Origin of the sequence: uncultured Imperialibacter sp., from assembly GCF_963974565.1 — a bacterium.
GTDB lineage: Bacteria > Bacteroidota > Bacteroidia > Cytophagales > Cyclobacteriaceae > Imperialibacter > Imperialibacter roseus.
Window position 1 is genome coordinate 182,654 of record NZ_CAXBCJ010000009.1, and the last position, 25,948, is coordinate 208,601.

Here is a 25,948-nt window from a genome sequence, read left to right on the forward strand (position 1 = left end):
TCTGTCAACCAATCATTACAACACCCTCTGTACTAAAACTACCACTTTATGAAATCAGCAGACACCTACCTCAACTTTAACGGCAACTGTGCTGATGCCTTCGAATTTTACAGAAGCGTTTTTGGGGGCGACTTTACCAGCCAAATGAAATACAGCGACATGCCGTCAGAAGCCCCAAAAGGAGCCGAACAAAGCAAAAGGCTGATGCATGTTGCACTGCCGATAAGCAAAACCAGCCGTCTGATGGGGTGCGACATACCGGAGAATTTCGGTGAAATGTCCAGCAATAATTTCCACATCTATCTCGACACAGAAAGCAACACTGAGGCCAATAAACTATTTGCTGCGCTGTCAGCCGGAGGCAAAGTATCCATGCCAATGGCCACCACCTTCTGGGGAAGTTATTTCGGAATGGTGACAGACAAGTTTGGTATTCAGTGGATGATTGGCTTTGAAACAAACCCTCAATAAACCGTGGCCAAACTTTCTGAAGCTGAACAGGTAGCTGCCTACATGGAGGCGCTGGACCATCCATTGAAAGCTGAAGTGGAAACCCTTCGCACAATTATCAAGAATGCTGGCCCTCTTTCCGAGCGAATTAAGTGGAATGCGCCCAGCTACTACCACAAAGAAGATTTCGTCACTTTTAACCTGCACGACAAAAAAACTATCAGGCTTATTTTTCATCATCCGGCCATTGTCACCATCACGTCCGACATCCTCGAAGGTGACTGGAAAGATCGGAGAATTGTATACATCAAAAATGCTGAAGAAGCTTCGTCAAAGAAGGCTGAACTGGTACGGATCATTAAAGAATGGCTGCAGATAGTCGGTGGATGACCGATATGTGGGCAGACACCTGGCAAATGGAGCAAAAAAAAGCCCATGTTGTGCACATGGGCGGCATACTAAATGTCTTATATTAACTCTTATTATTTTTAGTGTCCGGCTTGCTTGAGCTGTGATGGCTATGATGAGCCTTTTTGTGGCTAAACGACCGGGCATGCCCTATGTCATCCCATGAACCACTCCCCCTGTGAGCCATACAGGAAGAAAGTGAACTAATAACAAAAATCGCTAAAATACTGAGTAAAAAAACTACTCTGCTCTTGGATCTGCTCTTATATGCTCTCATGGTGATAAATTTTAAGTTATTGTGCTCTTGGTTATAATTTTACTGTCAAATAAAACTACAGATTGTAACGCCTTACAAAAGGTCGATTTTGCGTAAGTCATTACACATGACATACAAACACTATTTTATCCACTATATGCAACAAAATACCGGATAATCCCTCCCTGATAAAGAGATCTTAATGCTGAACGAAATGCAGCAATAATCGCCCTGAAAGTTATCTGAGCCACATTATTACTCATCGAAGATGAAATTATCAAAGCCTGAAAAGAAGAAGGGGAGTTGCTGAAATTGAGAGTAAAGATCGGCTCCGAATAATTGAAAAACTTCATTTTTAATTGAAATTAGCCTGAAAAGTTACATCTGAATTTAGGGTCTGCTGCGTTGTGAACAGTTCAACACAAGGGTATATTACTACATTGGTTACATTAATAAAATGCACATATATCATTGATTATCTGTGTTTTATAAACTATTCTTCTCAATAGCCGAACTAATACACTAAATAAACAGCTCATAATAACTTTTATGAATAAAAGTCTATGATGCCGTCGGCGTAAATAGATTCGCTGACGATCCCAACTGACAGTGCTTTTAGCAAGATGAGATGGCCTTTAACTTCGAGGTAACAAGACTCAAAAAAAGGCCCGTTCTACAACTTCAGAGAACCCGAAAAAGGGAATCGACGCACCAAATGCCTCACTTACCAACCAGTAACGACTTTGACGAATATGATGCCCTTCCAGTTTCCCTGGCTTTTCCTTAGTTTCGTTGCCAGTTCTCACTTATTCTCGACCATAATACCGTGGAGCCATCAACCGCCTCTCTCACCACTTTTCTCGACTACCTTAAGTTGTTGGTTCGCCAACCCTCGGTAGTAGGCTATGAAGAACCCTTCTTTCGCTTGATCCGCAGGGAACTGGAAGAAATGGGGATTAAAATCAGCCTTTATCAGGGTTTGCTGGTGGCAGAGGGCAGCAAGCCGACAAGCAACTACCTCTCTGCGCATGTCGACCGACATGGCCTGATCTGCACCGGCCCCAATGAGTTTCAGTATGCAGCCTTTGTCACCCAGAACCGAAGTGAGCTCAATGGCAACTCTGTGTCGGAGCAAACGCTGGAAAAAATTGCCGACCGTTTTGAAGGTCAACAAGTGCATGCCTACGAGCCATGGTCGGGCACCTACCTCGGGCAGGGCACTACCCGCCACTCCTATATTAGTGAGAAGCGAAAAAACCTGATCATCGAAATCAACGGGTTGGAGCATGTAACCCCCGGCGTACCAATAGCCTACTCCGATCGCATCTCCATCCACGAAGGCAGAGTCTCTGCACAACTCGACAATGTACTGATGGTGGCTGTGGTCGTATACCTATTTTCACAAGGCTACCAGGGCACGGCCTTTTTCACAGCCCAGGAAGAAGCAGGCCGCAGCTGGCGTTACCTGGCCGATTGGTTTTACAGAGTGGAACAAGCCACTAAAAAGCTCATTGTGCTCGACACCAGCCCCTTCGGAGAAGACGAAAAAGAAGCCTCTGACAGCGAAATCATCCTCCGGCACAAGGACGCCACTGCGGACTTCGACGAAAAAATGGTCGCTGAAATAGCAGCAGCCAGCGAAAAGCTGGGCATAAAAACAGTGTATAAAGACATTTTCATTGAGCACCACAATGAGCAGAGGTTGGTTGATGGTAAAAAGCCGCTGTCGCTTGGACGAACCGAGCTGGGCCGCATCATTGAAGGCACCGACGGACTCATCAGCGGGGCCACAATTCAGATTCCCACCACAGGCTACCATACGTCTGAAGAAACTGCCTCATTACAGTCCATCGCCATGGCGATTAATCTATTGAAAGAGGTGCTGAAAGAAAGCTTTGAGCAAAACAAATAACAGGCAAATCTGAGAAGAGAAGTGTTATATCCTCGATTTCGGATAACAACACTCCTCCGTTTTCTTACCGGTGATTTGCCGGCCTTCTCTGCATTCGTTTTGAATGGGTACCTTTCTTTTTACCGAGGTCACGGGCATGGCCTACGTCCTGCCAGGCACTACTGGGGCGACTGGCTGTACATGCCCCCAGTGATGTGATCATAAAAATCGATAAAAGACTGAATAAGAAAATGGTTCTACTTTTTAATGCTCTCATAGCTGGCGAGATTAATTTATAATTAATTGAATAAAATTTTGTACTAAATCAATACGGCAAACTTATAAAAGGTAACCCAAAATCCAATAGGATTTTGTCATAAATCCGGTTCACTTGAAATATCAACCCCAACAGCATAGCGATAAAAACACGTTTCTGTGGTGCTGTAAGCATCCCGGAGCTTGCCTATTTCAAAACCAGCGAAGCACATAAAAAAATTCGTAGATCTTATTGCGTAACTGATCGGTTACTATTTATATTTGTAACTGAACGGTTACTAAAAGAGGAGCATGATGAGACGAGACGTATTCCAGGCCATTGCCGATCCCACCCGCAGGGAGATCATTAACCTGATTGCCCATAAGCGGATGAACGTGAATGCCGTGGCTGAGAACTTTGCAATGAGCAGACCGGCTATTTCGAAGCACATGAAAATACTGGAAGAATGTGGTCTGGTGATGATGGAGCAGCAAGGACGGGAGCGCTATTGCAAAGCGCAGCTAAAACCGCTGCATGAAGTATCGGATTGGGTGAGCCGCTACAAAAAGGAATGGGAAGAAAGGCTGGATGCGATGGAAAAATATATCAAAGAATTATAGGCAAAAGACAAAGGCGATGAGCAAAGATCGTGAAATTACTTCCTCCAGAACGGTGAACTACTCTCAGGCTGAGGTGTACCAGGCATGGAGTAATCCTGACCTGCTGGCACAATGGTGGGGGCCAAAAGGGTTTACGAACACCTTCCACGCCTTCGACTTAATCCCTGGCGGCACGTGGCGATTCACTATGCACAGCCCACAGGGGGCAAATTTTGACAATATGTGTGTCTTTGTGGAAATCGTGCCCAACAAACGGCTTGTGTTTGACCATGTGGAGCCTGTGCACGCCTTCCAGGTGATTACCACTTTTGATAGTCAGAGCGAAGGCACCCTGATCACTTTCCGAATGGTTTTCAAATCTGCAGAAGAATGTGAAAGATCCCGGGAAGTAATTGAACCTTCCAACGAGGAAAATTTTGATCGGCTGGAGGCCTTGCTGTCCAGCCATTTCAACTCAAAAGTATAGTTGCACTTTACTACCAGTAAGTAAGAATAATTAAAAGTAAAACCATATGAGAAAAATAATTTCATTTATGCACGTATCGCTTGACGGTTTTGTAGCTGGGCCGAACGGGGAAATGAACTGGATTAAAATTGATCAGGAAATTTTTGACCACGTCGGTAAACGGATAAGCAAAGGTGACGCTGCATTGTACGGTAGGGCAACTTATGAGATGATGGAAAGCTACTGGCCCACCGCAGCAGACAAGCCAACGGCAACCAAACACGATATTGAACATGCTAAGTGGTATAGCCAGGTTCACAAAGTTGTTCTGTCAAAAACAATGAAAGGTGCGGATTTGACCAACACAACAATTATCAGCGACGACCTTTCGGAGAGTATAAATGAAATAAAGCAATCCCGCCAGGGTGTTGGCGAAGATATCCTGCTTTTTGGTAGCCCGACAGCCACACATTCCCTTATGCAACTGAACTTAATTGACGGCTACTGGCTCTTTGTGAACCCCATTATTCTAGGCCAGGGCATTCCCCTGTTTGAGGGGATCAAAGATAAAACAACGTTAAAATTACTGACTACCAGGCAATTTACTTCCGGGGTCACAGAACTGAATTATATAGTGGATAAACAATAGCGGCGACTCCGAAGAGCGGGAATTTAATAACGAGGCTGATTGACACGTGCATCCCAGGCAACCCATCAAACGACATCTTCACATCTAAACAATATCACATGAACAGCACACATGTAGAAAGAACGGATCGGGAAATAATCGCCAGCAGGCTGATAGACGCTCCCCGTGAGCTGGTTTTCAAGGTTTGGACAGAACCCGAGCACATCACCCAATGGTGGGGGCCTACGGGCTTCACCAACACTGTTCATGAAATGGAAGTCAAACCCGGTGGCAAGTTTCGGCTCACCATGCACGGCCCAGACGGGACGGACTACCCCAATCTTATTGTTTTCAAAGAGGTAGTCGTTCCTGAAAAGCTGGTGTATGTACACGGCAACGGGAGCGATGATGCACCCGGCAACTTTCACGTCACCGTGACTTTCGAGGAAAAGGAAGGCAAAACACTCCTGACCATGCGCAGCATATTCCAGTCCAAAGCTGACCTGGATTACGTGATTGATAAACACGGGGCGTTCGAGGGGGCACGACAAAACATGGATCGGATGGCGGCATACCTCGAAACTAGGATCAATTTGATGACTCAACTAAAAAACACAAATATGTCAAGAGTAAGTACTTATCTCAATTTTGCAGGAAATACCGAAGAGGCATTCCTTTTTTACAGATCTGTATTCGGCACCGAATTCAAAGGGGGTATCCAACGTTTCGGCGAGATACCTCCGATGGAAGGCACTCCCCCAATGACTGAGGCCGACAAAAAGCTGATTTTACATATCGAACTGGAGATACTGGGCGGCCATATCCTGATGGCCACCGATGCACCGGAGTCGATGGGCATGAAGGTGAAGCCAGGTAACAACATGCATATTAATCTGGAGCCGAACACCAGAGCGGAAACCAAACGGCTGTACGACGCTTTGTCGGCCGGTGGAGAAGTAACCATGGAACTGCAGGACATGTTTTGGGGCGCATACTATGGTAGCTGCACCGACAGGTATGGTATCAACTGGATGTTTAATTGCAACGATAAGGGATGAGGAAGTTGGGGAAGGAAGACCAAAAGAGCGCTGGTTTTCCTTCTTCACGCCAACCATCGGCCCTGAGCATTTGCACTGTCCAGAGCCTCTCACATGACGAAGCGGCGGAAGACATGCCATCCTCTAAACCCCTCCCCTAAGCAGTAAATTGCGCAGTCATGAGGTCACTTCTTCTTGAGATATTCCTAATAATGTCTAAATTATTCCTTTGTTCCGAGCCTTGAAGGGCTATAAGCTTAACATTGGTACGAAAAGGCAAGGACAAAAGCAATTCCCTTTATTTCATTCCCATCAAAAATTAACAAACACCCAACGCAAAGCATGCAAGTTCACCCAAAAGACATCGCTTATTTTTTGTTGCTCATTTCCATGTCTGTTGTCGAGCTAGCCTGCACACCAGAGAAGGTGGCAGAACAGGACAGCCATCCATTTCACAGTGTTTCAGCTTTTAATCCTGCTCCTTCGCCCGAGTATTTGTCGCCGCAAGAAAGCCTTAAAACTATCTATTTACCAGATGGTTATCACATAGAATTGGTAGCAAGTGAGCCGATGATCAAAGAGCCGGTGGCCATTGCATGGGATGGCAACGCAAGGATGTATGTAGCAGAAATGATGACATACATGCAGGACGCCGACGCCAGTGGTGAGCAGCAGCCCGCCAGCAGAATATCATTGTTAGAAGACACTAATAATGATGGGAAGATGGACAAGCGAACCACCTTTATTGACAGCCTGCTACTTCCTCGTATGATACAATGTGTTGGCGATGAACTGCTGGTGAACGAAACCAATACCATCAATATTTACAGCTATAAGGATACAGATGGAGACGGGATTGCTGATGTGAAAAAACAGGTTTACAAAAACGATGCTTATAAAGTAAATGATGCCAATATGGAGCATCAAAGAAGCGGGCTGGACTGGAACCTGGATAACTGGATGTATGTGACCTATGATCCGGTTCGCTTTCGCTACACCAACGGGCTCATGCAGGTAGACACCATGGCGAGTGGCTCCAATGGCCAGTGGGGAGTAACTCACGATAACTACGGCCGCATTTTTTATAGTCGTGCCGGTGGAGAAATCCCTGCTTTGGGTTTTCAAATCAACCCCAGTTACGGCAGTCTCGATTTTCCTGATCAATTCAATGCCGCTTTTTCTGAAGTGTGGCCTATTATTGCCACGCCTGACGTGCAGGGAGGAAGCAAGCGGTTACGTCCCAACAATACGCTGAACCATTTTACGGCACCCTGCGGACAAAGTATTTTTCGGGGTGATCGATTGCCTGAAGACTTTGTGGGAGACTATGTAGTTTGTGAGCCCGTGGCGAGAACCATCCGTCGTGCTAAGCTCGTAAATGACGAGGGCAAAACGAGGCTTAAAAATATCTATGACCATCAGGAGTTCATTTCCTCTACTGATATGAACTTTCGTCCGGTGAATACCGCCACTGGCCCCGATGGCAATCTGTATATTGTAGACATGCACCGAGGCATCATTCAGCAAGGAAACTGGACCAAGCCGAACTCCTTCCTGAGAAACAAAATTGATAGCCTGGGTCTCGATAAAAACGTTGGTCACGGGCGTATTTATCGGGTAGTGAATGATGATTTTGAACCTGGCCCCCAACCAAAAATGCTGAACGAAACGACCCAGGAACTGCTTGGCTACCTGGATCATTCTAACGGGTGGTGGCGAGACAACGCACAAAAGGAGATCATCGTCCGTGGAGACAGGTCGGTAGCCCCAGCCCTGGTGAAGATGGCGACCGGGCGACAGAAAGTTGACTCACCTCTGGGCAGGATTCATGCACTGTGGACTCTGGAAGGCTTGGGTGCCCTCAATAAAGAGGTTTTACAGTCGGCCCTTCAGGACGATGATCCCCAGGTAAGGAGAACGGCAATATGGATCAGTGAATCTTATATAAAAGCGAATGACAAAACGATGATCGGCAGCGTGGCCAGGATGAAAGAAGATAAAAATGATGATGTAAAAGTTCAGGTGCTGCTATCGCTCTATCAAAGCAAAGACGAGCAAGCAAAACAGGCTATTGACGACATGCTTGATCTGTACCCTGACAAGGAAATGCTGGTCGCTACAAAGGGGGCATTAGACAGGAATGAAGATGTGAAGGCATTTGGAAGTAAATTAGGCAATATGATAGCAGCTGACCGCAGCCTGATCCTGGAAGGTGCCAGTATATTCAAATCGCTGTGTGCCAGTTGCCACGGTGAAGACGGGGCAGGTTTGGCGATAGGCGGAGGAAGCATGCCGGCACCGCCCCTCAAAGGCTCAAAACAGCTCGCCTTTGTTAAAAAAGAAGAGATCATAAGAATTTTACTCCACGGCCTCACCGGGCCGATAGAGGGGAAAGAATACAGCAGTGTGATGCCTCCAATGGGAGCCAACAGCGATGAGTGGGTTGCTTCTGTGGTCAGCTATATCCGTTATGAGTTTGGAGGCAGGCCTCCACGCAACCCTGATGATATTCCTGGCATGGCGGCATCTGCCAGAGACAGTGTGGCAGGCTTTACGGTCAAGACCAGCCCTTCCCCCGCCGTCACTCCCGAAGAAGTGAAGCGGGTCAGGGAATCCACCAAAACAAAGGACACTCCCTGGACATTGGAAGAACTAGAAAAAATTAGCAAATGAAAAATGGGTCAGCGATTACTTCCTCTGCATTACTGGCAAAAGATTAAGCTCATCGACAGCCTTAAAAATGGGAATGAATTCTTCCCCCAGCTCGCTAAGTGTGTACTCAACATGCAACGGCTTCAATTTTATTACCCTTCTTTCCAGAATATTGCATTCTTCCAACTCACGCAAAGCATTGGTCAAAGATTGCCGGGTAGCTTCTGGCAACAGTTTGATTATTTGACTAAACCGCACCGGGCCCTGGGTGGCATAGCGAAATATGCATGGCTTCCATTTGCCGGTGAGCATCTTCAGTAAAAACTCCTTGGGACAGTAGAGACCAACCTCGTTTTCTTTAGTAGTCATAAAAATTTGACTTATTGTGTGGTAAAAAGAACGGACATTACTTTGATGCAAAGTAAAATAAATAGCGATGTCCACAGAGTCAAAAAGCACTTTTCTAAAAGTCCACCACCATATACTCTTACTAAGTATGCTTGTAAATCCTGCCATCAATCATGCCTTTGCCCAAACCTACGCAGAAAAACTTGGGTGGAAAAAAGGCGACAAAGTGATCATGTTCCATGTAGATGATGCCGGTATGTCACATGCATCAAATGAAGGAGCTATTCAGGCCGTGACAAACGGAATAGCAACATCTGTGAGCGTAATGATGCCATGCCCGTGGGTGCCGGAAATGGGGCAATACCTGGCGCAAAATAAAAACGTAGATGCAGGCCTTCATTTAACGCATACAGCCGAATGGACAGGATACAGGTGGGGTTCAGTCTCGGGCATAAAAGCCTCACCGGGGTTGTCGGACAGGGAAGGCGCCTTGTGGAGCAATGTAGCCGACGTGGTTGCTCACGCATCAGCTGATGAAATAGAAACTGAAATAAGGGCTCAGTTGGCAAAAGCAAGAACGATGGGTTTCTCACCCACCCATCTTGACACGCACATGGGTACGTTGTGGGCTACACCAGACTATCTCGACAGGTATATCAAGGTGGGCATTGAAGAGCACATCCCCATCCTTTTTTCCGCAGGAAATAACACACTTATGCAGCAAGCCCTGGCACAGGGGCCACTTGCCGGACTCAATATGCTTGCTAACAAAAGATCAGGTAGCTATGATGCTGCTGAAGTACTCAATGCCATCCGCCAAAAAGGGGAAGAGATTTGGGACGCCGGGCTGGCGGTGGTCGATGATTTGTACCTGCTCAGTTACGACTGGGAATTCCCGGCTGACATAGAGGCCACTGACGAAAACCTACGAAAGTTCAAGACGCAAAAATACAAAGAACTGCTGGACTCAGTGGCGCCAGGAATAACTGTCATTCTCATTCACTGCGCCGACGCCGACAAAGGATTTTCAGATATTACCGATTCAGGAAACACACGAAGAGGCGATTTACTTTCCATGACGGATCCTGAATTGAAGCGCTACGTGCAACAGCAGGGGTTCATCTTAACGACCTGGCGGGAACTCCAAACAAAAAGAAATAATATCCGTGACTAACCTCAATAATCGAAGTCCTTATGAACACCGACATGAAAAAGTTAAAAATTGGAATGCTGCTGTTTCCCGATCTCACTCTTCTCGACTTCATCGGGCCTTACGATGTATTTGTAAGGGCAGCCTGCTTCGAAGTCTTCGTAGTGAGCGAGCACGAGGTGCCGATCAAAGGTGAGGGCGGCCTGCTCCTTCAACCCGATTACTCATTTGACAATTGTCCGCCGGTGGATATTGTGTTTGTGCCAGGTGGCAGGGGGGTTACTGCGCTTTTGACAAACGAAACCTACAAGCGCTTTCTTGTGGAGCAAGCCAAAACCGCCCAATACATCACAGCCGTGTGCACCGGATCCCTATTACTGGCCGCCTGCGGCCTTTTGGTCGGCTACAAAGCAACCACCCACTGGCGCTCTCTTGAGCTGCTAAAACTACTGGGCGTTGAGGTGGTTGAGGAACGGGTAGTGACGGACAGAAACAGGATAACCGGAGGGGGCATCACAGCCGGCATTGATTTCGGGTTAGTGCTCACGGCAATTGTTGGAGGTGAAGAAATGGCCAAAACCATCCAGCTTTTATTGGAATACACCCCGGAGCCGCCTTTCGACTCAGGACATCCCAAAACAGCCGACCCTCACATTTTAAAACTCGGAGTAGAGCTCACTCAACCACAGTTTGACAAAAGATTGAAGCTACTTCAAAAAATCATTTTGTAAAGTATTCGGAGGTATACAAGGTAGGGCAATAGGAGTTATCGATGGCACCTGCCGAAATATGGAAGTTGCAAGTTTCACCACTTGTAGGGATAGGGTTATTTCTATTCCCCCATGATCTTTTCCCTGTGCATCACTCCCCACTCCCGCAGTTCACCAATTACTTTTTGCAAAGTCTTACCATGCTCCGTCAAATTGTATTCCACAGAGGGTGGGAAAGAATCTTTTACAGTGCGCTTTACCAACTGGTTCTCTTCCAGGTCTTTTAACTCCTTTGACAGCATTTTGTCAGTAATGCCAGACACTTCCCTGGCTATTTCCCTGAACCGCTTCGTATCAAACGTAAGCGCCACAATGATCTGCAGCTTCCACTTTCCGCTAAGCACTTCAAGCGCATCTCGCACTGGTAACAGCAAACCCATGCATTTCGCATGACTAATCTCTTCCTTAGGTTTACTTATCAAGTCTACTGTCTTCATGGCTTTGTTCATAACTATACAAAAGGTTAGTGCTATACAATAGTATAGTACTATAAATTGTATAGCAAATGTATCTAAGTTTGTATCATAAAACAAATAGTACACATTTAAAACAATCAAAATGAAAAAAGACAAAGTGATATACTGGATTGCCACTGGCATTGTAGGTGTGATGATGGTCATGAGTGGCCTGATGTATTTCATGAACCCGGAAGTGGCGGAAGGTTTTACTCATCTGGGCTTTCCAGGCTACTTCCGCATGGAGTTAGGCGTGGCTAAACTAGTGGGTGCCACCGTGCTGCTGGTTCCACAATTTCCTCAGAGGATGAAAGAATGGGCCTACGCCGGTTTTGGGATTACCTTCATTTCAGCGGCTATTGCCCACACTGCAAGTGGTGACCCGGGTTCAGTAGTGGCTGGCCCGGTGATATTTTTAGCTCTTCTAGTGGTATCGAGAATCTATCTCGGCAAAATGGCTGAAACTAAAGTGGCTGTCGCTGCCTAGTTTCTTCTCATGCTAAAAAAAGAAGCCCTGGCTGGAAGGCGGGGCTTCTTTGTTCATACTAATTGGGTTTGCCAGCTCCATAGTATGTCAATACAATACGGAATAGTATGCAAAATCGCTTTGGGCTTACAGCAGGGCATCTCCTCTGAAAAGATTCTCGTCACTGAAATATCGGGCATACCTTTTACCTATGGAAATTATTGTGCACAAGCCATTTAAATCCGCAGTTGAAAAACTCTAACTGTTAGCCTATATTGTGCCAGGCAATTTTTTAACGCCCGGTGTTTCACTTTTTATGCTACCATGATTTCAACCGCCTTTAAAAAGGAATTGTACGAAGCCATTGACCAGTATTTTGAGAAAAATGGCATTTCAAGGTATGCCAATGGTCAAATGAAAGCCAAGCTGGCGATCGCCTGCGTTTGGTGGGTGGGAAGCTTAGTGCTGCTTTATTCGTTTAGCACCTCGCCTTCCATGTTTGTGCTGCTCTATGGTTTTCATCTGTTCTCGCACTTGTTCATCTTACTGAATATTGCCCACGATGCCAATCATTTGTCTATTTTTGAAAACGAACGGGTAAGAAAACTTCTTCGCTACACCTTCGACCTCTGTGGCATAAACTCATACATGTGGCGGCAACTTCACAACCAACAGCACCACAATTTCATCAATATTAAAGGCGAAGATGACGGGCTTGTCGCTCGTGGGCTACTGCGGTACACGCCACATCATGAGCATAAACTCATCCACAGGTTTCAGCATTTTTACCTGTTTGTGGTCTACAGTTTCTTCTCCCTTGATTACATTTTCATTAAAGATTTCGAATGCTTTTTCTTCCCTTTCCTCAATGGCCTGAAAGGAAAGAAGCATCCCCGCATCGAATATGTCAAGCTCTTTGTTTTTAAGCTGGCCTATATCGGCTATGTGCTACTGCTGCCAATCTATTTCATAGGTGTGCCGGCAGGGCTGATCATTGTCTCTTTTGTGGCCTGGCAATTGGTGATTGGTTTGATTGGTGCCACCATCATTCAGGTAGAACACCCATTGCGGTTGAACGAATTTCCCCTGGACAGAGATGAGTACGACCATTTCATCTATCATGTGTTTGCCACCACCTCCGACCATTCGCTGAACAGCACGGTTGGCAATTGGTTTTATGGCGGACTGCACATGCACGTGGCTCATCATTTGGCTCCCCGTGTATGCCACACGCACTACCGTGAGCTTACAAAGCTGATTCAACCGATAGCAGAAAAACACGGTGTATTTTACAAACAGAATAAAACGATATTTGATGCCATCAGGGAGCACTATGGGCACCTGCAAAACCTTAGCTTGTCTACAAAATAGCAAAGTTTGAGGCGAGACATCATCCATCTTTTTTTCGACCGGAAGCTCATTATTAAGCCAATTTTTTATATTCATACCCAACAACCTATTTCTATCTAACATATAATCATCCCAAAAACCGCTTGATCTATGCCTACCCTTTCCGATAAGTTGAACCATTGGGTCCAGAAAACGCCCGATAAACTGCTTTTTGAGTTTCTGGATATCAATGGAAAATCAGTTGAAAAATACACCTACGAAGAGTTTGAAAAAGCCGTAAGAATTGTGGCATCCAATCTTGCCGAGAATTACAAATTCAAAAAAGACGACAGGATATTGATTACCTATCCTGCTGGCATTGAAATGATTGTCTCGTTTGTTGCGTGCGTTCGCCTGGGATTGGTTCCCGTACCTACCTACCCTCCTACTTCATCGGGTTTCCAGTCTGCCTACTACAAAATGGAGCACATCGCCAAAGATTGTGGCGCCGTGGCAGTCCTCACCAATGGAGAATACTATTGGTCGCTCAAGTTGAACATGGATCGAAACAACATTGTGGAGAAAACCATGCTGACCAAGCTGCCCTGGATCAACACCTCTGAATTTACACACGAAACCAGTGCGACCAACTACGAACGGGAGTCGTCGTTTCTCTTTCTTCAGTACACCTCCGGCTCCACCACCGATCCAAAAGGTGTGATGATTTCGCACGAAAACCTTGAGAACAACGCCGAGAACGTATTGTCGGAGCCCCCGGTAACTGTTACCTGGCTGCCACAATACCACGACATGGGGCTGATTGGCTATCACCTGTTCATCATCATGAAAGGGGGCACCTCTATAGGGTTCTCAACGCTTGATTTCATCAGAAAGCCGGTGCTCTGGCTCGAAACCATTTCAAAATACAAGGCTACACACTCATCTGCACCCAACTTTGCCTACGACTACCTGCTTCAGCCGGGCAGAGTGTCGGATGAAGTATTCGCCTCGCTGGACCTAAGCTCACTGACAAACCTGATGACGGCAGCAGAACCAGTCAGAGCAGGCACTTTCTATAAGTTTCTTGAAAAATTCAGCGCATGTGGGCTTAAGGAAACGGCACTTGGCGCAGCCTATGGCCTGGCCGAAAACACACTGGCAGTTTCGCAGTGGGGTGGCAAGTCAGTGTCGGTACTCACCAACTCACTCATTAATCATGAGCTGAAATTCGAGAACGGACAGGCAGGTGAGGTCACGCAAATCATGAGTTGCGGCAAGCCCCTCAGAGATCAGATTGTGAGGATAGTAGATCCAAATTCACATATTGACCTTGGCGAAAACAAGGTGGGCGAAGTGTGGCTGGCAGGCCCCAGCAAGGGGCTTGGATACTGGGGAAAACCTGAACTGAACAAAGAATGCTTTGAGGCAAAAATTGCAGGTGAGAGCGGCAGCGCTACGCACACTTTTTTGCGAACCGGCGACCTGGGCTTTTTGCATGAGCAGGAGCTATACATCTGTGGCAGAGCCAAGGACATGATCATTATCCGAGGAGCCAATTACTACCCGCAGGACATTGAGCAAATCGTTGAAGAATCGAGCAGCAATATTAGAGAGGGTTATGTGGCGGCATTTGCCAACGAAGAAAACGGTGAGGAAAAGCTCGTGATTGTGGCTGGGCTTAAGCGCAAAAACGAAATTCCCGACCACAAGAAAATTGCCGACCAGATCCGTGAAAGGTTAAACATTATCCCTTCGCAAATTACCTTTACCAATACCAAAAGCATTCCGAAGACCACCTCAGGCAAAATCATGCGCCAGAAGACCAAGCAGCTTTGGGCCAATGGTGAGCTGGAGGTAATTGAAAACCATAGCCTGGTAGAGCAAAACACAGATGCTCCAAGAGCCCGGTTGACGAACACACAATTTGACGAGATTTTGAAAAAGTATGGGTTCACCGGCACCGAAACCTACTCTTTGGTGCATGTGCTCGACTCTCTCGATCTGGTGGTGCTCATTCACGACGTGAAGGAGCTTATTAAAGACAGTGGAGCGGCTCAGCTGGCCTCAGAAATCGATGCCCGCCTGCTGCAGGAGATAAGCGTGTCTGAATTTTTCGATTTGATGGAACAATTCAGCACGTCATCCATTCTTGCTATCAACCGCCTCAAGAAGACCATTCTCAAGCTTCAGAAAGAGCACAATGCCTTTGAACAAAAGCGAATGCTGCAGGACACCAAGCTGTCGTTTAAGCCAAAAACCCCTCAGTACGATCCTGCCCACCTGAAAAGTGGTAAGATTCTGCTAACAGGTGGAACAGGCTTCCTGGGGCCCTTTATTCTGAAAAGCTTGCTACAGCAAACCACCGACACCATATACGTGCTTGTACGAGCCGATGACGAAAAGAAAGGACTAGCCAGACTGAAAGAGGCCTTCGATCTTTCCAATGTTCCGGAATGCGAATACCTGGCGGAGTTCGAGAAAAGGGTGGTGGCCGTATGCGGCGACCTGGGCAAACCTCAGCTGGGGCTGGATAAGAAAACCTGGGACTATCTGGCGACCAACACGCATACCATTTACAACAATGGTGCCCTCGTGAACTACCTGTTCAACTATGACAAAATGTGGGACACCAACGTGTATGGCACCAACGAAATAATCAAGCTGGCGCTGGATGGCAACCCCAAGATCCTCAATCACGTGTCCACCACCTTCATTTTTGGCTGGGCTGTGAAAGACACGCTTTTTGAAACTGATACCTGCAATTCGCTGGACCTGCTTGACTTTGGCTACAGCCAGACGAAATGGGTGTCGGAGCAAATCGTGTTCGACGCCATGAAGCAGGGGCTACAGGCAAGGGTGTTCAGGCCTGCGCTCATCACCCCTTCGGTGTATGGCGGTGGAAACAACTTCGACATTTCCATCCGGCTAATTGCCTTCATGATCAACCACGGCATCACGGTCAACTCGTTCAACCAGGTTAGCTTTACCCCGGTGGACATCGTGGCCAACAACGTCGTAGCCATCTCCGGCCTCCCCGATTCGGTCAACAAAACCTTCCATGTGACACGTGATGAGTACGCACGCATGAAAGACATTACCGACATCATCACCAAGCTGACAGGCAGGGAGTTCAAAGGGTTTGAGCTGCCAAAGTTTGTACCTGAAATTGTGGGCAAATGCGGAAAGGAAGACCTGCTGTTTCCGCTGCTCGACTTCCTGGTGAGGTCTGTCAATAATATCTCTTCCATGGAGTTCAAGCGTTATAGCAACGAGTCTTATTGTGAAGCCAAAGTCAGATCGCCTCACGGAGTACTCGACCCTACACTTGAAGAAACGGTAAGAGGCATGTTGACATTTATGATCAGCAAGGAAATTATAGATGTGGAATTGCTAGAAAAGGACGTGAAAATAGCTTCCTGATACCCGGCAAAACAAATTTAACCATACAATGTATTTTTGCGATGCCCGGCTCTTCTTAGCCGGGCATCTTATTTTCTTTTTGTCCATCTTCTCACAACAATGAGCCCTATTACAGGCAGCTAATCAGCTATGACAAGAGCATTTTTAGCAGGCCTTGAGGTGTTCGGCGAAAAAGCACAAAACCCGGCGAGTGCAGAAGTTGGCTTTTTAGTGGCTGTGAAGTAACCCGACGTAACATGCGAGAAATTGACAACTACTACCTGAACAAGGAAGAGCCCAACAAGAGCTGTCTGCTGGCACTGCGCAGCATCATCCTTGCTCGGGACACCAACGTAACTGAAACGCAGAAGTGGGGCATGCCCTGCTTCTGTTTCAGGAAAAAGATGTTTTGCTACCTGTGGACAGATAAAAAAACGGAAGAGCCCTATATCCTCTTTGTTGAGGGAAAGCACCTCGACCATCCAGAATTAGAAGCCGGAGAGCGCTCCCGTATGAAGATTTTCAAAGTGAATCCCAACGAAGACCTGCCTATGGAAACTATCGAAGAGTTGCTGAACAGCGCATTGGATCTTTATAGAAACGGGACAATAAAGACTAAAGGGTAAGCTTAATGTCCAGTCAAATGTAGCAGCTTCAGCTTGGATTGTTCGCCACAATGTATAAATTTTAAACCGGTGTGGCTAAGTGCTAGCGAGAGCCGAGATGCATAAAACTCCCGCATTCATTTAACCGAGCGGTCTATCCAATTGAAGCCCCAGATTGTTTACCAATTATTCCATAATAAAAACCTGTTCAATTTTCAGATTAAATACCTTCGAAATATCGTACGCCAACTTAAGAGACGGATTGTATTTTCCCTTTTCAAGAAAGACGATGGTCTCCCTCCGCACGCCAACCTTTTGAGCAAGATCAACCTGAGTAAGATTATCTCTGGCACGAAGTTCTTTAATCTTGGTTGTCATCTACCCCAACTTTTGAAAGATACAAGCGACTAAAAAGGAAAATGAGAGTCATGCCGACCATGCCGATAGCAATGACAAATTTGGCTTTGTTTACAGAATCAACGGGGAACAAATCCAACGCAAACAGAACAAAAAGCCACATAAAAATTGAAATTCGAAAAGCAGTAGCAGCGGCTTTTTGAGTAATCGTTTTTGAAAGCTCGTCCTCAGGGGTCAGCCCTAATTTTGCATCCTTGAGTGCCTGAATACCCGAATAGATAACAAATCCGACTATTAGTAGCATGACTCCAATAATGCCATAGCCGAATTCATTAAGTGGTTTTGTTGTTTTAAATATCCAAAAGCCCATTAAACTCAGAATAATGGCTGCCACCGAAAACTTTGTTATGGCCAAGTTTTTTGCTTTCATAATAATGTTATTTATTTCTAACAATGTTAAGTATTTCTAACTCAACATCCAAGCCGTTAAATGAAAAAGCATATAGCCAATGCTATCAGAGTCCCTCACAGGCGCAAACGTCTGCAAATGTCCGTGTAGTCATTAACAAACACCTCCTTCGCAAGCCTGATCTTTTGAACTTTGCTCCGTTTTAGCTATCTTTAGTTATGATCAAACGATTCTTCAGAGGCTATCTCATGATTCTGAAAGGCGAGTTGCTCGCCTGGGCAATTCTGCTTTTTATTGGATTGGTGCTGCAAATTGCCGTGAGCATTTTCTAAACCCCTCCCCAATGTCGTTTAGTTAAGAGGTTCCGTCGCACAACTCCATTTTTACCCCTGCCCCTAAAGGGCGATACAATGACCATTAATAGGCCCCTTTAGGCCTTAGGGGTAAAGTGCTCTTAACTAAACGACATTGAATTACCTCTCCTAACGTCTTGCCATTTTCTTCTTTACTTCCGCAACCAAAACAGTTCCGGTACGTTAGTGACCATATAGTCGCTACTATATGGTCGCTTTAAAAACATTCAATAACTTACCACAGGAAAGGCAGCAGGAAATCATCGGGGTTTGCCTCGAAGAATTTGCCTTCAACGATTACCAGTCGGCCTCCCTTTCCACCATCATCAAAAAACTGAACCTGGCCAAAGGCAGCTTCTATCGCTACTTTGAAAGCAAGCAGTCTCTATATTTCTACCTGCTTGACTACGCCGTTCAGCAACGGTTGGTAAACGACAAGGGGTTTATTAAACAACCGCCCGAAGACTTTTTCGACTTGATCATTCTGCACTTCCGGGCGAAGGTGCACTTCGACAAAACGCAGGGAGTGGTCAGCGCTTTCCTGTACAATGTGCTGCGGGAGAAAAACACCGAGGAGCTGGGCAATATTCAGGCTATCAGGAAGCAGAAAGCCCTGGATATTATGTATCAGCTGGTGGATCAGTATGTGGAAAACGGGCAGCTGCGAAACGACATTGATCGCAAAATACTGGCCTGGCACGTGCTTCAGACGCAGCTTTCGATTTTTGAGTTCATGGAGTTGCACTATCAGCAGGACTTCCGTCAAAACATTCAAAACAACAAACAGCTCTACAACCTGCCCGAAGAGGAGCTGGTCGCTATTGCACGGCAGTTTGTGGAGATCCAAAAAAACGGTTTTAAGAACAAATGATGATCGTTGAAACAAACAACCTGACCAAGCGGTACGGACGTGCCACTGTGGTCGACCAGGTGTCACTACAGATTCCGCAGGGGAAAATCTACGGATTCCTTGGCCTTAATGGGGCCGGAAAAACCACCACCATGCGCATGCTGCTTGGCATGATCAATCCAACGGAGGGCAGTGTTGCTCTCTTTGGCCAGAAAGTGCCTGGCAACGCATCGGTGTGGGACAAAGTGGGCTACATGATTGAGTCGACCTGTGCCTACCCGGACTTGTCGGTGGCGGAGAATCTCAACATTTTTTACAGGTACCATGGCCTGAAGGACAAAGAAGTAATCGACAAAGTCATTGCCCGACTGAAGCTCGACCGGTACAGAGACATTCAGGCCAGTCACCTTTCCCTGGGTAACCTGCAACGCCTCGGCCTGGCCAGGGCACTTATGCACAGTCCCGAACTGCTCATCCTCGACGAGCCTGTAAATGGGCTCGACCCGGCCGGTATTGTCGAAATCCGCCACCTGCTTCGGGAGCTGAGCGCACTGGGCACCACCGTGCTGATCTCGAGTCACCTGCTAAGCGAAATTGCCAAGGTGGCCGACACCATCGGCATTATCCATCACGGTGCGCTGATTAAGGAGCTGGAAGCCAATCAGCTGCATGAGGAAATAGACAGAAAGCTGATTTTGAATTCACACGATAATGTCCGGGTAGCTGACCTGCTCCATAAAAATGGAATTCCGTTCAGGACAAACGCTGCCAGCGAGATAGAGATCATGGATCGCCAGTGGATGAGCGAGCCTGAGCGCATTGCCGAAATGGTGGTAGCAGGACATGCAGGGCTTACAAAGCTTTTTACTTTCGAAGAAGACCTGGAAAGCTATTTTTTAAGAACGATTCAACAGTAACCAAAATGACAACTTCATTGAGAGCTATTGCTCCCGAATTTTTAAAACTCAGGCATTCCACCATCGTGTGGGTAACCTTTGCAGCCTTTGCCCTCGGCCCGGTCATGGGTGGACTTTCACTTTTCCTCCTTGGTCATGCAGGCGATATGGGAACTTCTCCGTTGAGTGAAAAAGCAAAGCTGATGAACTTTTCTGCCGATTGGCCCTCGTATGTCGGGCTGCTTACCCAGGTGGTGGGCGTAGGCGGCGTGGTTGTGTTTGGCTTCGTTGCCAGCTGGCTATTTGGCAGGGAGTATTCCGACAAAACAGCCAAAGACCTGCTGGCGTTGCCTGCTTCCCGCAGCAGCATTATCAATGCTAAAATCGTCGTGTATGCCATGTGGTGCCTGGCACTTGTGGTCGCTAACCTTTTGGTGGGGCTGGTGGTTGGCGCCTTGCTAGGCCTTGACAACTTCGATATCCGTGTGATCACCTCCGGCCTGAACACCTATTTTGCCACGACCCTATTGGTGATGTTGCTTGGCACGCCAGTCTCCTTCATGGGCATCTGGGGAAAAGGCTACCTCGCTCCTATCGGGTTGGTGGTGCTGATGCTCATCGTTTCACAGATTGTCGGCGCCGTGGGCCTGGGGCAGTATTTTCCCTGGTCTGTTCCCGGATTATACAGCGGCATAAGCGCTGAGATGAGGGCCTCGCTGACCGCCGTCAGCTTTGGTTTGGTTGGCCTGGTAGCGGTGTTGGGCTACGTAGCGAGTCATTGGTGGTGGAATCGGGCGGATCAGAATTGAGACGGCAGAGCAAAGACTACAAAAGTTGCGCCGCATAGCGAGTCTATGACCTTTTACGGACGTTCGAAAGGCCTACCAGCTTTCTACTGTTTCCTAAACTTTTGTAGCCTAATACGGTGATCAACATAGAATATTGATTGCTCCGATTCATCAGAACTTCCGATATTGGGATTTTTTAAAATTCAAAACCTACCCAGCGTGCTTAAACTCGTCTTCAGAATCTCCCTGATCGCTCTGCTCTTCACCTGTGCTGCACCAGCCTTTTCTCAGTCCACAAAAGAGCCGGTCGACTACGTTAACCCATTCGTGGACACCCACAAGTCCCGCTGGTTCTTCTTCTCTTCTGCCTCCCGGCCCTTTGGCATGGTGAACCTGAGCCCCGACACCTGGGTAAAAGGAAGCTGGAATTCTGGCTACCTATATGATAGTCTGTATGTCCGGTGCTTCTCCCACATCCACGCCTGGCAAATGTCGGGCATACCGGTAATGCCAACGGTTGGTGAGTTCAAAGGGCATTTGGGTATGGAAGCTTACAAGTCGGCCTTTAGCCATGATGATGAAAAAGCTATACCCGGCTATCACAGCGTCTTTTTGAAGGACTACGGCATCAAAGCAGAGCTCACCTCCACTACCCGGGTGGGCTTTCACAAATACACCTATCCGGCCCATGTCAACAAGGACATTATTTTCGATGTGGGTGCATTCCTGGGTCACGGTGCCATGGACTCGGCCAAAGTGGTGAAAATAAGCGACTATGAAATTGAAGGTTACAGCATCATGGCGCCTACCAACCGACGCCCAAAGCCTACCTACGTCTACTTTATTGCTCGTTTTGAGCAGCCGATCTCCTCATTTGGGGCATGGGAAAAAGGAAAACTCAGGACCGGAAAAGTAGACCAAATACATGGAAAGGAAGTGGGGGCGTACGTTAGGTTTGAAAGGAAGCAATCGAAAACGGTACAAATGAAAGTGGCCATTTCCTACACCAGCACAGCGCAGGCCCGGCTCAATATGGATACCGAGCTACCTCACTGGAATTTTGAACAAGTGGTGTCAGCATCCAGAAGTGAATGGAATGGCTACCTGAGCAAAATCAAAATAGATGGTGGCACCGAAAAGCAGAAAATCAAATTCTACACCGACCTGTGGCACTCACTGCTCGGCCGCCGCATTGTGAGCGACGTAGACGGCAGATACTGCGACATGACCGGGCCAAAGCCGGTCGTTCGGCAGGTGGCGCTGGATGAAAACAAAAAGCCGAAACACAACCAGTACAATTTCGACGCCTGGTGGGGCAGCCACTGGACACTGAATGTGCTCTGGTCGATGGCCTACCCTGAAATCATGAATGAGTTCTGCGCCAGCATGGTGGAGATGTACCGTTACGGTGGGCTCATCCCACGGGGGCCTTCCGGCGGCAACTATACTTATGTAATGATTGGCGACCCGGCCGTTTCTTTTTTTGCTACTGCCTACAATAAAGGCATCCGAAACTATGACGTGGCGAAAGCCTACGAAGGCCTACGCAAAAACGCTTTCCCGGGAGGCATCAGAGACCGGGCAGGCTACGAGCATCGTGACAATCCGCAGGGCGGCGGTATGAATTATTACGTACAGCGAGGCTATGTGCCTGAAGGCATACCTGGGCCGGGTGGCCATAAAGACGGCGCTGCCATGACACTGGAATATGCCTATCAGGACTGGTGCCTGGCCCTGCTGGCCACCGCTTTGGGGAAAACAAAAGACTACGAGTTCTTTGACAAGCGTTCTCAGAATTACAAAAACCTTTGGAACCCCGAGACGCATTTTATTCACCCTAAAAACATAGACGGAACCTGGATTGACAACTTTACGCCCATCGGCGAAGGATTCAACACCTTAGGTTTTGTGGAAAGCAACTCGGCTATCTACACCAACTACGTGCCCCACGACCTGAAAGGGCTGGCGGCGTTATTTGGCGGCGCAGACAAGTATGCTCAATATGTAGACAGTTGTTTCATTAAAGCGAAGCCCAACAAGTTTATCACCGACCATGGCAAGCACGCCGAAAGCTGGGTAGACTACGAAAATCAGCCTTCCTGCCAAATGGCCCACCTGTTCAATCATGCGGGAGCGCCCTGGCTTTCTCAAAAGTGGGTGCGTGAAGTAAAGGAAATTACCTTCTCAGATATCAGCCCTTATGGCGGCTACAACGGTGACGAAGACCAGGGACAAATGGGTGCCCTGGGTGTACTCATGGCCATCGGGTTGTTCCAAATGGATGGCGGTGCATCGGTCAATTCTTCTTACGACATCACCACACCAATATTCGATAAAGTTGAAATTCAGCTTGATCCGAAATACTATGCCGGCAAAACTTTCACGATCAGTACAGAAAACAACTCAGATGACAACTTCTACATTCAAAAAGCTACCCTGAACGACAAAGACTGGACAAAATTCAGCTTCCCGCATGAAGTGTTTTCGCAAGGAGGCGAACTTAGGCTCACGCTATCAAAAGAGCCTAATAAAGGCTGGGGGAAGGAATAAGTGTTAACTCCGCTTTTAGCTATTTTGTCACGGATAAAAACAAGGGCAGTTTTTACACATCTGACAGATATTCAGTTAGTTACTTTAATAAAGGATGGGTTCTTGGCAAAAGATATAATTAATCTTTTTAGCTTTGTAAATAAAACAAGGCTGGCTAACAATGAAGTTGACCAACCCTGTTTAGCCCGTTGCAGCGGGACTTTCAGCCTAGCTACTGTATTAACTGGCAGCAGCTAAGAGGGAAAAACAAGGGTTAGAGTTTACTACACTCCATCGCAAACAGGCAAATGAAACCTGAATTGACCCCTTGCTTGACATCTCATAGGAGCCTTGAAATGGCTCCTTTTTTCTTATATCCATTCTAATGTGTTGTATCCCGTAGGAAGATCTTTTTTAGAAGGTCTGTACTGCTCTTTGATAGCCTTTTTTCCGTCAACCATCGTTACCCATTCAGGCAGTAGATAGAATATTTGATTACCATTGAATTTCACTGCAATTATTTTCTCATCTTTTCTCATTTTACGAAGAGTCCATTCAATACTGTTAGCTTCAGGTGAAAGCTCTTCATATTTTTTAACCACATCATTCTTCCTTACCGATCTCCCTAATTCCCGCATAACGAACTCTATTTGATCGTGTAAATGCTCTTGGGATGGAAAGTTCGGATGTGTAACTTTTGTTAAAAGGTTGGTAAAAGTCTTTCGCTGTAATTCATCAGGAGAAACGGCACTAGTCCTATTTCTCTCCTTAATAAGTATTAGTTTCTCACGCTGCCTCTTCAGAATACTAGCAACTTCTGCAAGTTGGCTTTCCAAATCTGCTTCCTCTGCTTCTAAAGCAGATATTAGGTTCTTAATCTCATTTTCATCCATAATATTGTATTTATCGCATACAATCCTTATTTTTAAACAATAAAAGGGGCTGGAAACTCCGAAAATTCAGAGTTCCAATAGTCCTTTTAAGGCTTGAAGGCCGCTACAAAAGTTTCTCACGACTGGTAGCGGCTTTCTTTTTTTATATCCTTCCAAAACTAAGTAAAAAAACACAACAACACAAGCGCATCATGCAAAACGTGTGTGAGGCATGAGGTGCTTGTGTTTACTCGAGGTTAGCCTTCTTTAAACGAGAAGGTCACGGAACAATATCATATCCGAAATACTATGCCGGCAAAACTTTCACGATCAGTACAGAAAACAACTCGCCGGACAACATCTACATTCAAAGAGCTTCCCTGAACGACAAAGACTGGACAAAGTTCAACTTTCCACATGAACTCTTCGCAAGCGGTGGAGAGCTTAGGTTAACATTATCCAACAAGCCTAACAAAACCTGGGGATTGACTAGTCAATAAAATACCACGCCCGGCTAATCTTGCCGTTTTGAATCTGGTAGATGCCCATGGCAGAAGAGGAGACTGTTTCGCCCGCTTTGTTTTGATGGCTGACCACTTCTCTGAAGCTGATCCGCTCGCCGTCGACCGCATATTGTTCAATGGTCGAGACTGATTTTTGCCCTGCAGAAAAGTAATACTTCATACTTTGCCTGAAATTCTCTTTTCCCTCCACTTCGAGCAAAAGCGTATCAGCTGTGAGTGAAAACCACTTAAAATCGTCAGTGACATTTGCGGTCAGCCGATCAACGTCACCCTCGTTGAAGGCCGCCACCTGGTCTTTGAAAACCCTCAAAAGTTCTTCATTTTGTGCATTTGTGGCCGACACGCATGCAAATAAGGCTATGCTTAATAGAATGCTTTTCATGATTTGTTGTCTACATAGTTTTTGAATCCCTCCTCGAAAAGCAGCTTCCAGCCCTCGGTAATTTGTCCCTTTGCTTTCGCTGATACGTCTCCCATTAGTGTATCCGACAAGGTCAGCATGGTCTTGCTGCCGTCCTCTTTCAGCGTGATCTTGAGAAACGTGATGGCTGGCCCCCCATAATCCGGAGTGAGGTGCCCCTGCAATTCGAGGTGATGGGGGGCATTGAGCACAATCACCGTGTACCAAAGTAGCCCTTCATCATTACCATAGTCTTCGTACATCCTCCCTCCCACTTTGGGTTCAAGGATAAACGCCTTTGTTTTCGGACTGGTGTAGAAGTCCTTTCTCCACCAGAGTCCAATGTCTTTGATCAGGCATTCCCACACGCTGTTAATGCTGGCATCAATCGGCACCTCTAGTCTGATATTGACAGGTTTGGTTGGCTCGTTCATAAGCAAGTCGTTAGTTAAATCATCAATATCCTCTTTGTACTCAGCCAGCTCACGCAGCTGAAGCAAATTAGTAGCCCACTGCGCTTCGTACTTTTTCACCCAACGTTCATATACTTCATGTAGCGGAATTGCGTTGATATAGTTCCAGCGAAACTTCCCCTGCTTCTTCGGTAAGATAAGTTTGGCGTCTTGCAAAACCGAAAGGTGTTTCATGACAGCACACCTTCCAATGGATTCAAACTCTTCCACGAGTTCGCCCGTCGTCTTTGGCGACTCCCTTACCAAATCCATCAGGCGCCTGCGAGCCGGGTCGGCCAGGGCTTTCCAGATTTCGGTTTCTTTATCAGTTGCTTGAGCTTCCAAAAGTAGTT

25 protein-coding genes are annotated in these 25,948 nt (G+C 46.8%); 18 read left to right on the forward strand and 7 right to left on the reverse strand.

Annotation, left to right across the window (positions count from 1 at the left end; translation table 11 throughout):
• Positions 1–48: 48 nt before the first annotated feature.
• From AAC052_RS14745 to AAC052_RS14780, 8 genes are all read left to right on the forward strand, one after another.
• A complete protein-coding gene (locus AAC052_RS14745; protein ID WP_339814164.1) occupies positions 49–471 on the forward strand; it encodes a VOC family protein in 423 nt (140 codons plus the stop codon).
• A gap of 3 nt (positions 472–474) precedes the next feature.
• Positions 475–840 carry a DUF1801 domain-containing protein gene (locus AAC052_RS14750; RefSeq protein WP_317487261.1) on the forward strand — a complete coding sequence of 122 codons (366 nt, stop codon included), beginning with the start codon at positions 475–477 and terminating at the stop codon, positions 838–840.
• A gap of 1,100 nt (positions 841–1,940) precedes the next feature.
• Positions 1,941–3,026 carry a hypothetical protein gene (locus tag AAC052_RS14755; protein WP_339814166.1) on the forward strand — a complete coding sequence of 362 codons (1,086 nt, stop codon included), beginning with the start codon at positions 1,941–1,943 and terminating at the stop codon, positions 3,024–3,026.
• A 546-nt stretch (positions 3,027–3,572) separates the two neighbouring features.
• Complete coding sequence (locus AAC052_RS14760) at positions 3,573–3,881, forward strand: metalloregulator ArsR/SmtB family transcription factor (protein ID WP_317487263.1); 309 nt, start codon at positions 3,573–3,575, stop codon at positions 3,879–3,881.
• Positions 3,882–3,897: 16 nt separating this feature from the next.
• Positions 3,898–4,347, forward strand: a complete 450-nt coding sequence (locus AAC052_RS14765; RefSeq protein ID WP_317487264.1) for an SRPBCC family protein — start codon at positions 3,898–3,900, stop codon at positions 4,345–4,347.
• 46 nt (positions 4,348–4,393) lie between these two features.
• On the forward strand, positions 4,394–4,975 hold the full coding sequence (locus AAC052_RS14770; protein WP_339814167.1) for a dihydrofolate reductase family protein: 582 nt from the start codon (positions 4,394–4,396) through the stop codon (positions 4,973–4,975).
• 98 nt (positions 4,976–5,073) lie between these two features.
• Positions 5,074–6,012, forward strand: coding sequence for an SRPBCC domain-containing protein (locus tag AAC052_RS14775; RefSeq protein ID WP_317487266.1), 939 nt, complete (start codon positions 5,074–5,076; stop codon positions 6,010–6,012).
• Positions 6,013–6,333: 321 nt separating this feature from the next.
• Positions 6,334–8,664, forward strand: a complete 2,331-nt coding sequence (locus AAC052_RS14780; protein WP_339814171.1) for a c-type cytochrome — start codon at positions 6,334–6,336, stop codon at positions 8,662–8,664.
• A 15-nt stretch (positions 8,665–8,679) separates the two neighbouring features.
• On the opposite strand, the gene AAC052_RS14785 is transcribed toward AAC052_RS14780, so the two are convergent.
• Complete coding sequence (locus tag AAC052_RS14785; protein WP_317487268.1) at positions 8,680–9,012, reverse strand: helix-turn-helix domain-containing protein; 333 nt, start codon at positions 9,010–9,012, stop codon at positions 8,680–8,682.
• A 127-nt stretch (positions 9,013–9,139) separates the two neighbouring features.
• On the opposite strand from AAC052_RS14785, the gene AAC052_RS14790 reads away from it, so the two are divergent.
• Positions 9,140–10,165 carry a polysaccharide deacetylase family protein gene (locus tag AAC052_RS14790; RefSeq protein ID WP_317487269.1) on the forward strand — a complete coding sequence of 342 codons (1,026 nt, stop codon included), beginning with the start codon at positions 9,140–9,142 and terminating at the stop codon, positions 10,163–10,165.
• Between the two features lie 32 nt (positions 10,166–10,197).
• Positions 10,198–10,872, forward strand: a complete 675-nt coding sequence (locus AAC052_RS14795) for a DJ-1/PfpI family protein (protein WP_317487270.1) — start codon at positions 10,198–10,200, stop codon at positions 10,870–10,872.
• A gap of 101 nt (positions 10,873–10,973) precedes the next feature.
• Here AAC052_RS14795 and AAC052_RS14800 read toward each other — a convergent pair whose 3' ends face one another.
• Entirely contained in the window at positions 10,974–11,348 is a 375-nt protein-coding gene (locus tag AAC052_RS14800; RefSeq protein ID WP_317487271.1) for a helix-turn-helix domain-containing protein, read from the reverse strand.
• Between the two features lie 121 nt (positions 11,349–11,469).
• On the opposite strand from AAC052_RS14800, the gene AAC052_RS14805 reads away from it, so the two are divergent.
• The 4 genes from AAC052_RS14805 (at position 11,470) to AAC052_RS14820 (ending at position 17,186) form a co-directional block, all read left to right on the forward strand.
• Positions 11,470–11,853 carry a DoxX family protein gene (locus AAC052_RS14805; RefSeq protein ID WP_317487272.1) on the forward strand — a complete coding sequence of 128 codons (384 nt, stop codon included), beginning with the start codon at positions 11,470–11,472 and terminating at the stop codon, positions 11,851–11,853.
• Between the two features lie 303 nt (positions 11,854–12,156).
• A complete protein-coding gene (locus AAC052_RS14810) occupies positions 12,157–13,203 on the forward strand; it encodes a fatty acid desaturase (RefSeq protein WP_339814174.1) in 1,047 nt (348 codons plus the stop codon).
• A gap of 129 nt (positions 13,204–13,332) precedes the next feature.
• A complete protein-coding gene (locus tag AAC052_RS14815) occupies positions 13,333–16,581 on the forward strand; it encodes a thioester reductase domain-containing protein (RefSeq protein ID WP_317487274.1) in 3,249 nt (1,082 codons plus the stop codon).
• A gap of 236 nt (positions 16,582–16,817) precedes the next feature.
• Positions 16,818–17,186: a DUF1801 domain-containing protein gene (locus AAC052_RS14820; RefSeq protein ID WP_339814176.1), complete on the forward strand. Its 369-nt coding sequence runs from the start codon at positions 16,818–16,820 to the stop codon at positions 17,184–17,186.
• A 165-nt stretch (positions 17,187–17,351) separates the two neighbouring features.
• Here AAC052_RS14820 and AAC052_RS14825 read toward each other — a convergent pair whose 3' ends face one another.
• Together AAC052_RS14825 and AAC052_RS14830 are read right to left on the reverse strand one after the other, a co-directional pair.
• Positions 17,352–17,543 carry a helix-turn-helix transcriptional regulator gene (locus tag AAC052_RS14825; RefSeq protein WP_317487276.1) on the reverse strand — a complete coding sequence of 64 codons (192 nt, stop codon included), beginning with the start codon at positions 17,541–17,543 and terminating at the stop codon, positions 17,352–17,354.
• On the reverse strand, positions 17,527–17,952 hold the full coding sequence (locus AAC052_RS14830) for a hypothetical protein (protein WP_317487277.1): 426 nt from the start codon (positions 17,950–17,952) through the stop codon (positions 17,527–17,529). Before AAC052_RS14830 ends, AAC052_RS14825 begins: the two co-directional genes overlap by 17 nt.
• Before the next feature lie 540 nt (positions 17,953–18,492).
• On the opposite strand from AAC052_RS14830, the gene AAC052_RS14835 reads away from it, so the two are divergent.
• The 4 genes from AAC052_RS14835 to AAC052_RS14850 all read left to right on the forward strand — a co-directional run bounded on the left by AAC052_RS14835 (position 18,493) and on the right by AAC052_RS14850 (position 23,368).
• Positions 18,493–19,155, forward strand: a complete 663-nt coding sequence (locus AAC052_RS14835) for a TetR/AcrR family transcriptional regulator (protein ID WP_339814178.1) — start codon at positions 18,493–18,495, stop codon at positions 19,153–19,155.
• Complete coding sequence (locus tag AAC052_RS14840; RefSeq protein WP_339814180.1) at positions 19,152–20,051, forward strand: ATP-binding cassette domain-containing protein; 900 nt, start codon at positions 19,152–19,154, stop codon at positions 20,049–20,051. The genes AAC052_RS14835 and AAC052_RS14840 overlap by 4 nt, the downstream gene beginning before the upstream one ends.
• 5 nt (positions 20,052–20,056) lie before the next feature.
• Positions 20,057–20,839 carry an ABC transporter permease gene (locus AAC052_RS14845; RefSeq protein WP_339814183.1) on the forward strand — a complete coding sequence of 261 codons (783 nt, stop codon included), beginning with the start codon at positions 20,057–20,059 and terminating at the stop codon, positions 20,837–20,839.
• A 198-nt stretch (positions 20,840–21,037) separates the two neighbouring features.
• Positions 21,038–23,368: a GH92 family glycosyl hydrolase gene (locus AAC052_RS14850; RefSeq protein ID WP_339814185.1), complete on the forward strand. Its 2,331-nt coding sequence runs from the start codon at positions 21,038–21,040 to the stop codon at positions 23,366–23,368.
• A 350-nt stretch (positions 23,369–23,718) separates the two neighbouring features.
• On the opposite strand, the gene AAC052_RS14855 is transcribed toward AAC052_RS14850, so the two are convergent.
• The 3 genes from AAC052_RS14855 to AAC052_RS14865 all read right to left on the reverse strand — a co-directional run bounded on the left by AAC052_RS14855 (position 23,719) and on the right by AAC052_RS14865 (position 25,940).
• A complete protein-coding gene (locus AAC052_RS14855) occupies positions 23,719–24,240 on the reverse strand; it encodes a hypothetical protein (protein ID WP_339814186.1) in 522 nt (173 codons plus the stop codon).
• Between the two features lie 468 nt (positions 24,241–24,708).
• The gene (locus tag AAC052_RS14860) at positions 24,709–25,125 is read right to left on the reverse strand and encodes a nuclear transport factor 2 family protein (RefSeq protein ID WP_339814188.1); all 417 of its coding nucleotides are present in this window, start codon (positions 25,123–25,125) and stop codon (positions 24,709–24,711) included.
• Positions 25,122–25,940, reverse strand: coding sequence for a helix-turn-helix domain-containing protein (locus AAC052_RS14865; protein WP_339814190.1), 819 nt, complete (start codon positions 25,938–25,940; stop codon positions 25,122–25,124). The genes AAC052_RS14860 and AAC052_RS14865 overlap by 4 nt, the downstream gene beginning before the upstream one ends.
• Positions 25,941–25,948: the final 8 nt, after the last annotated feature.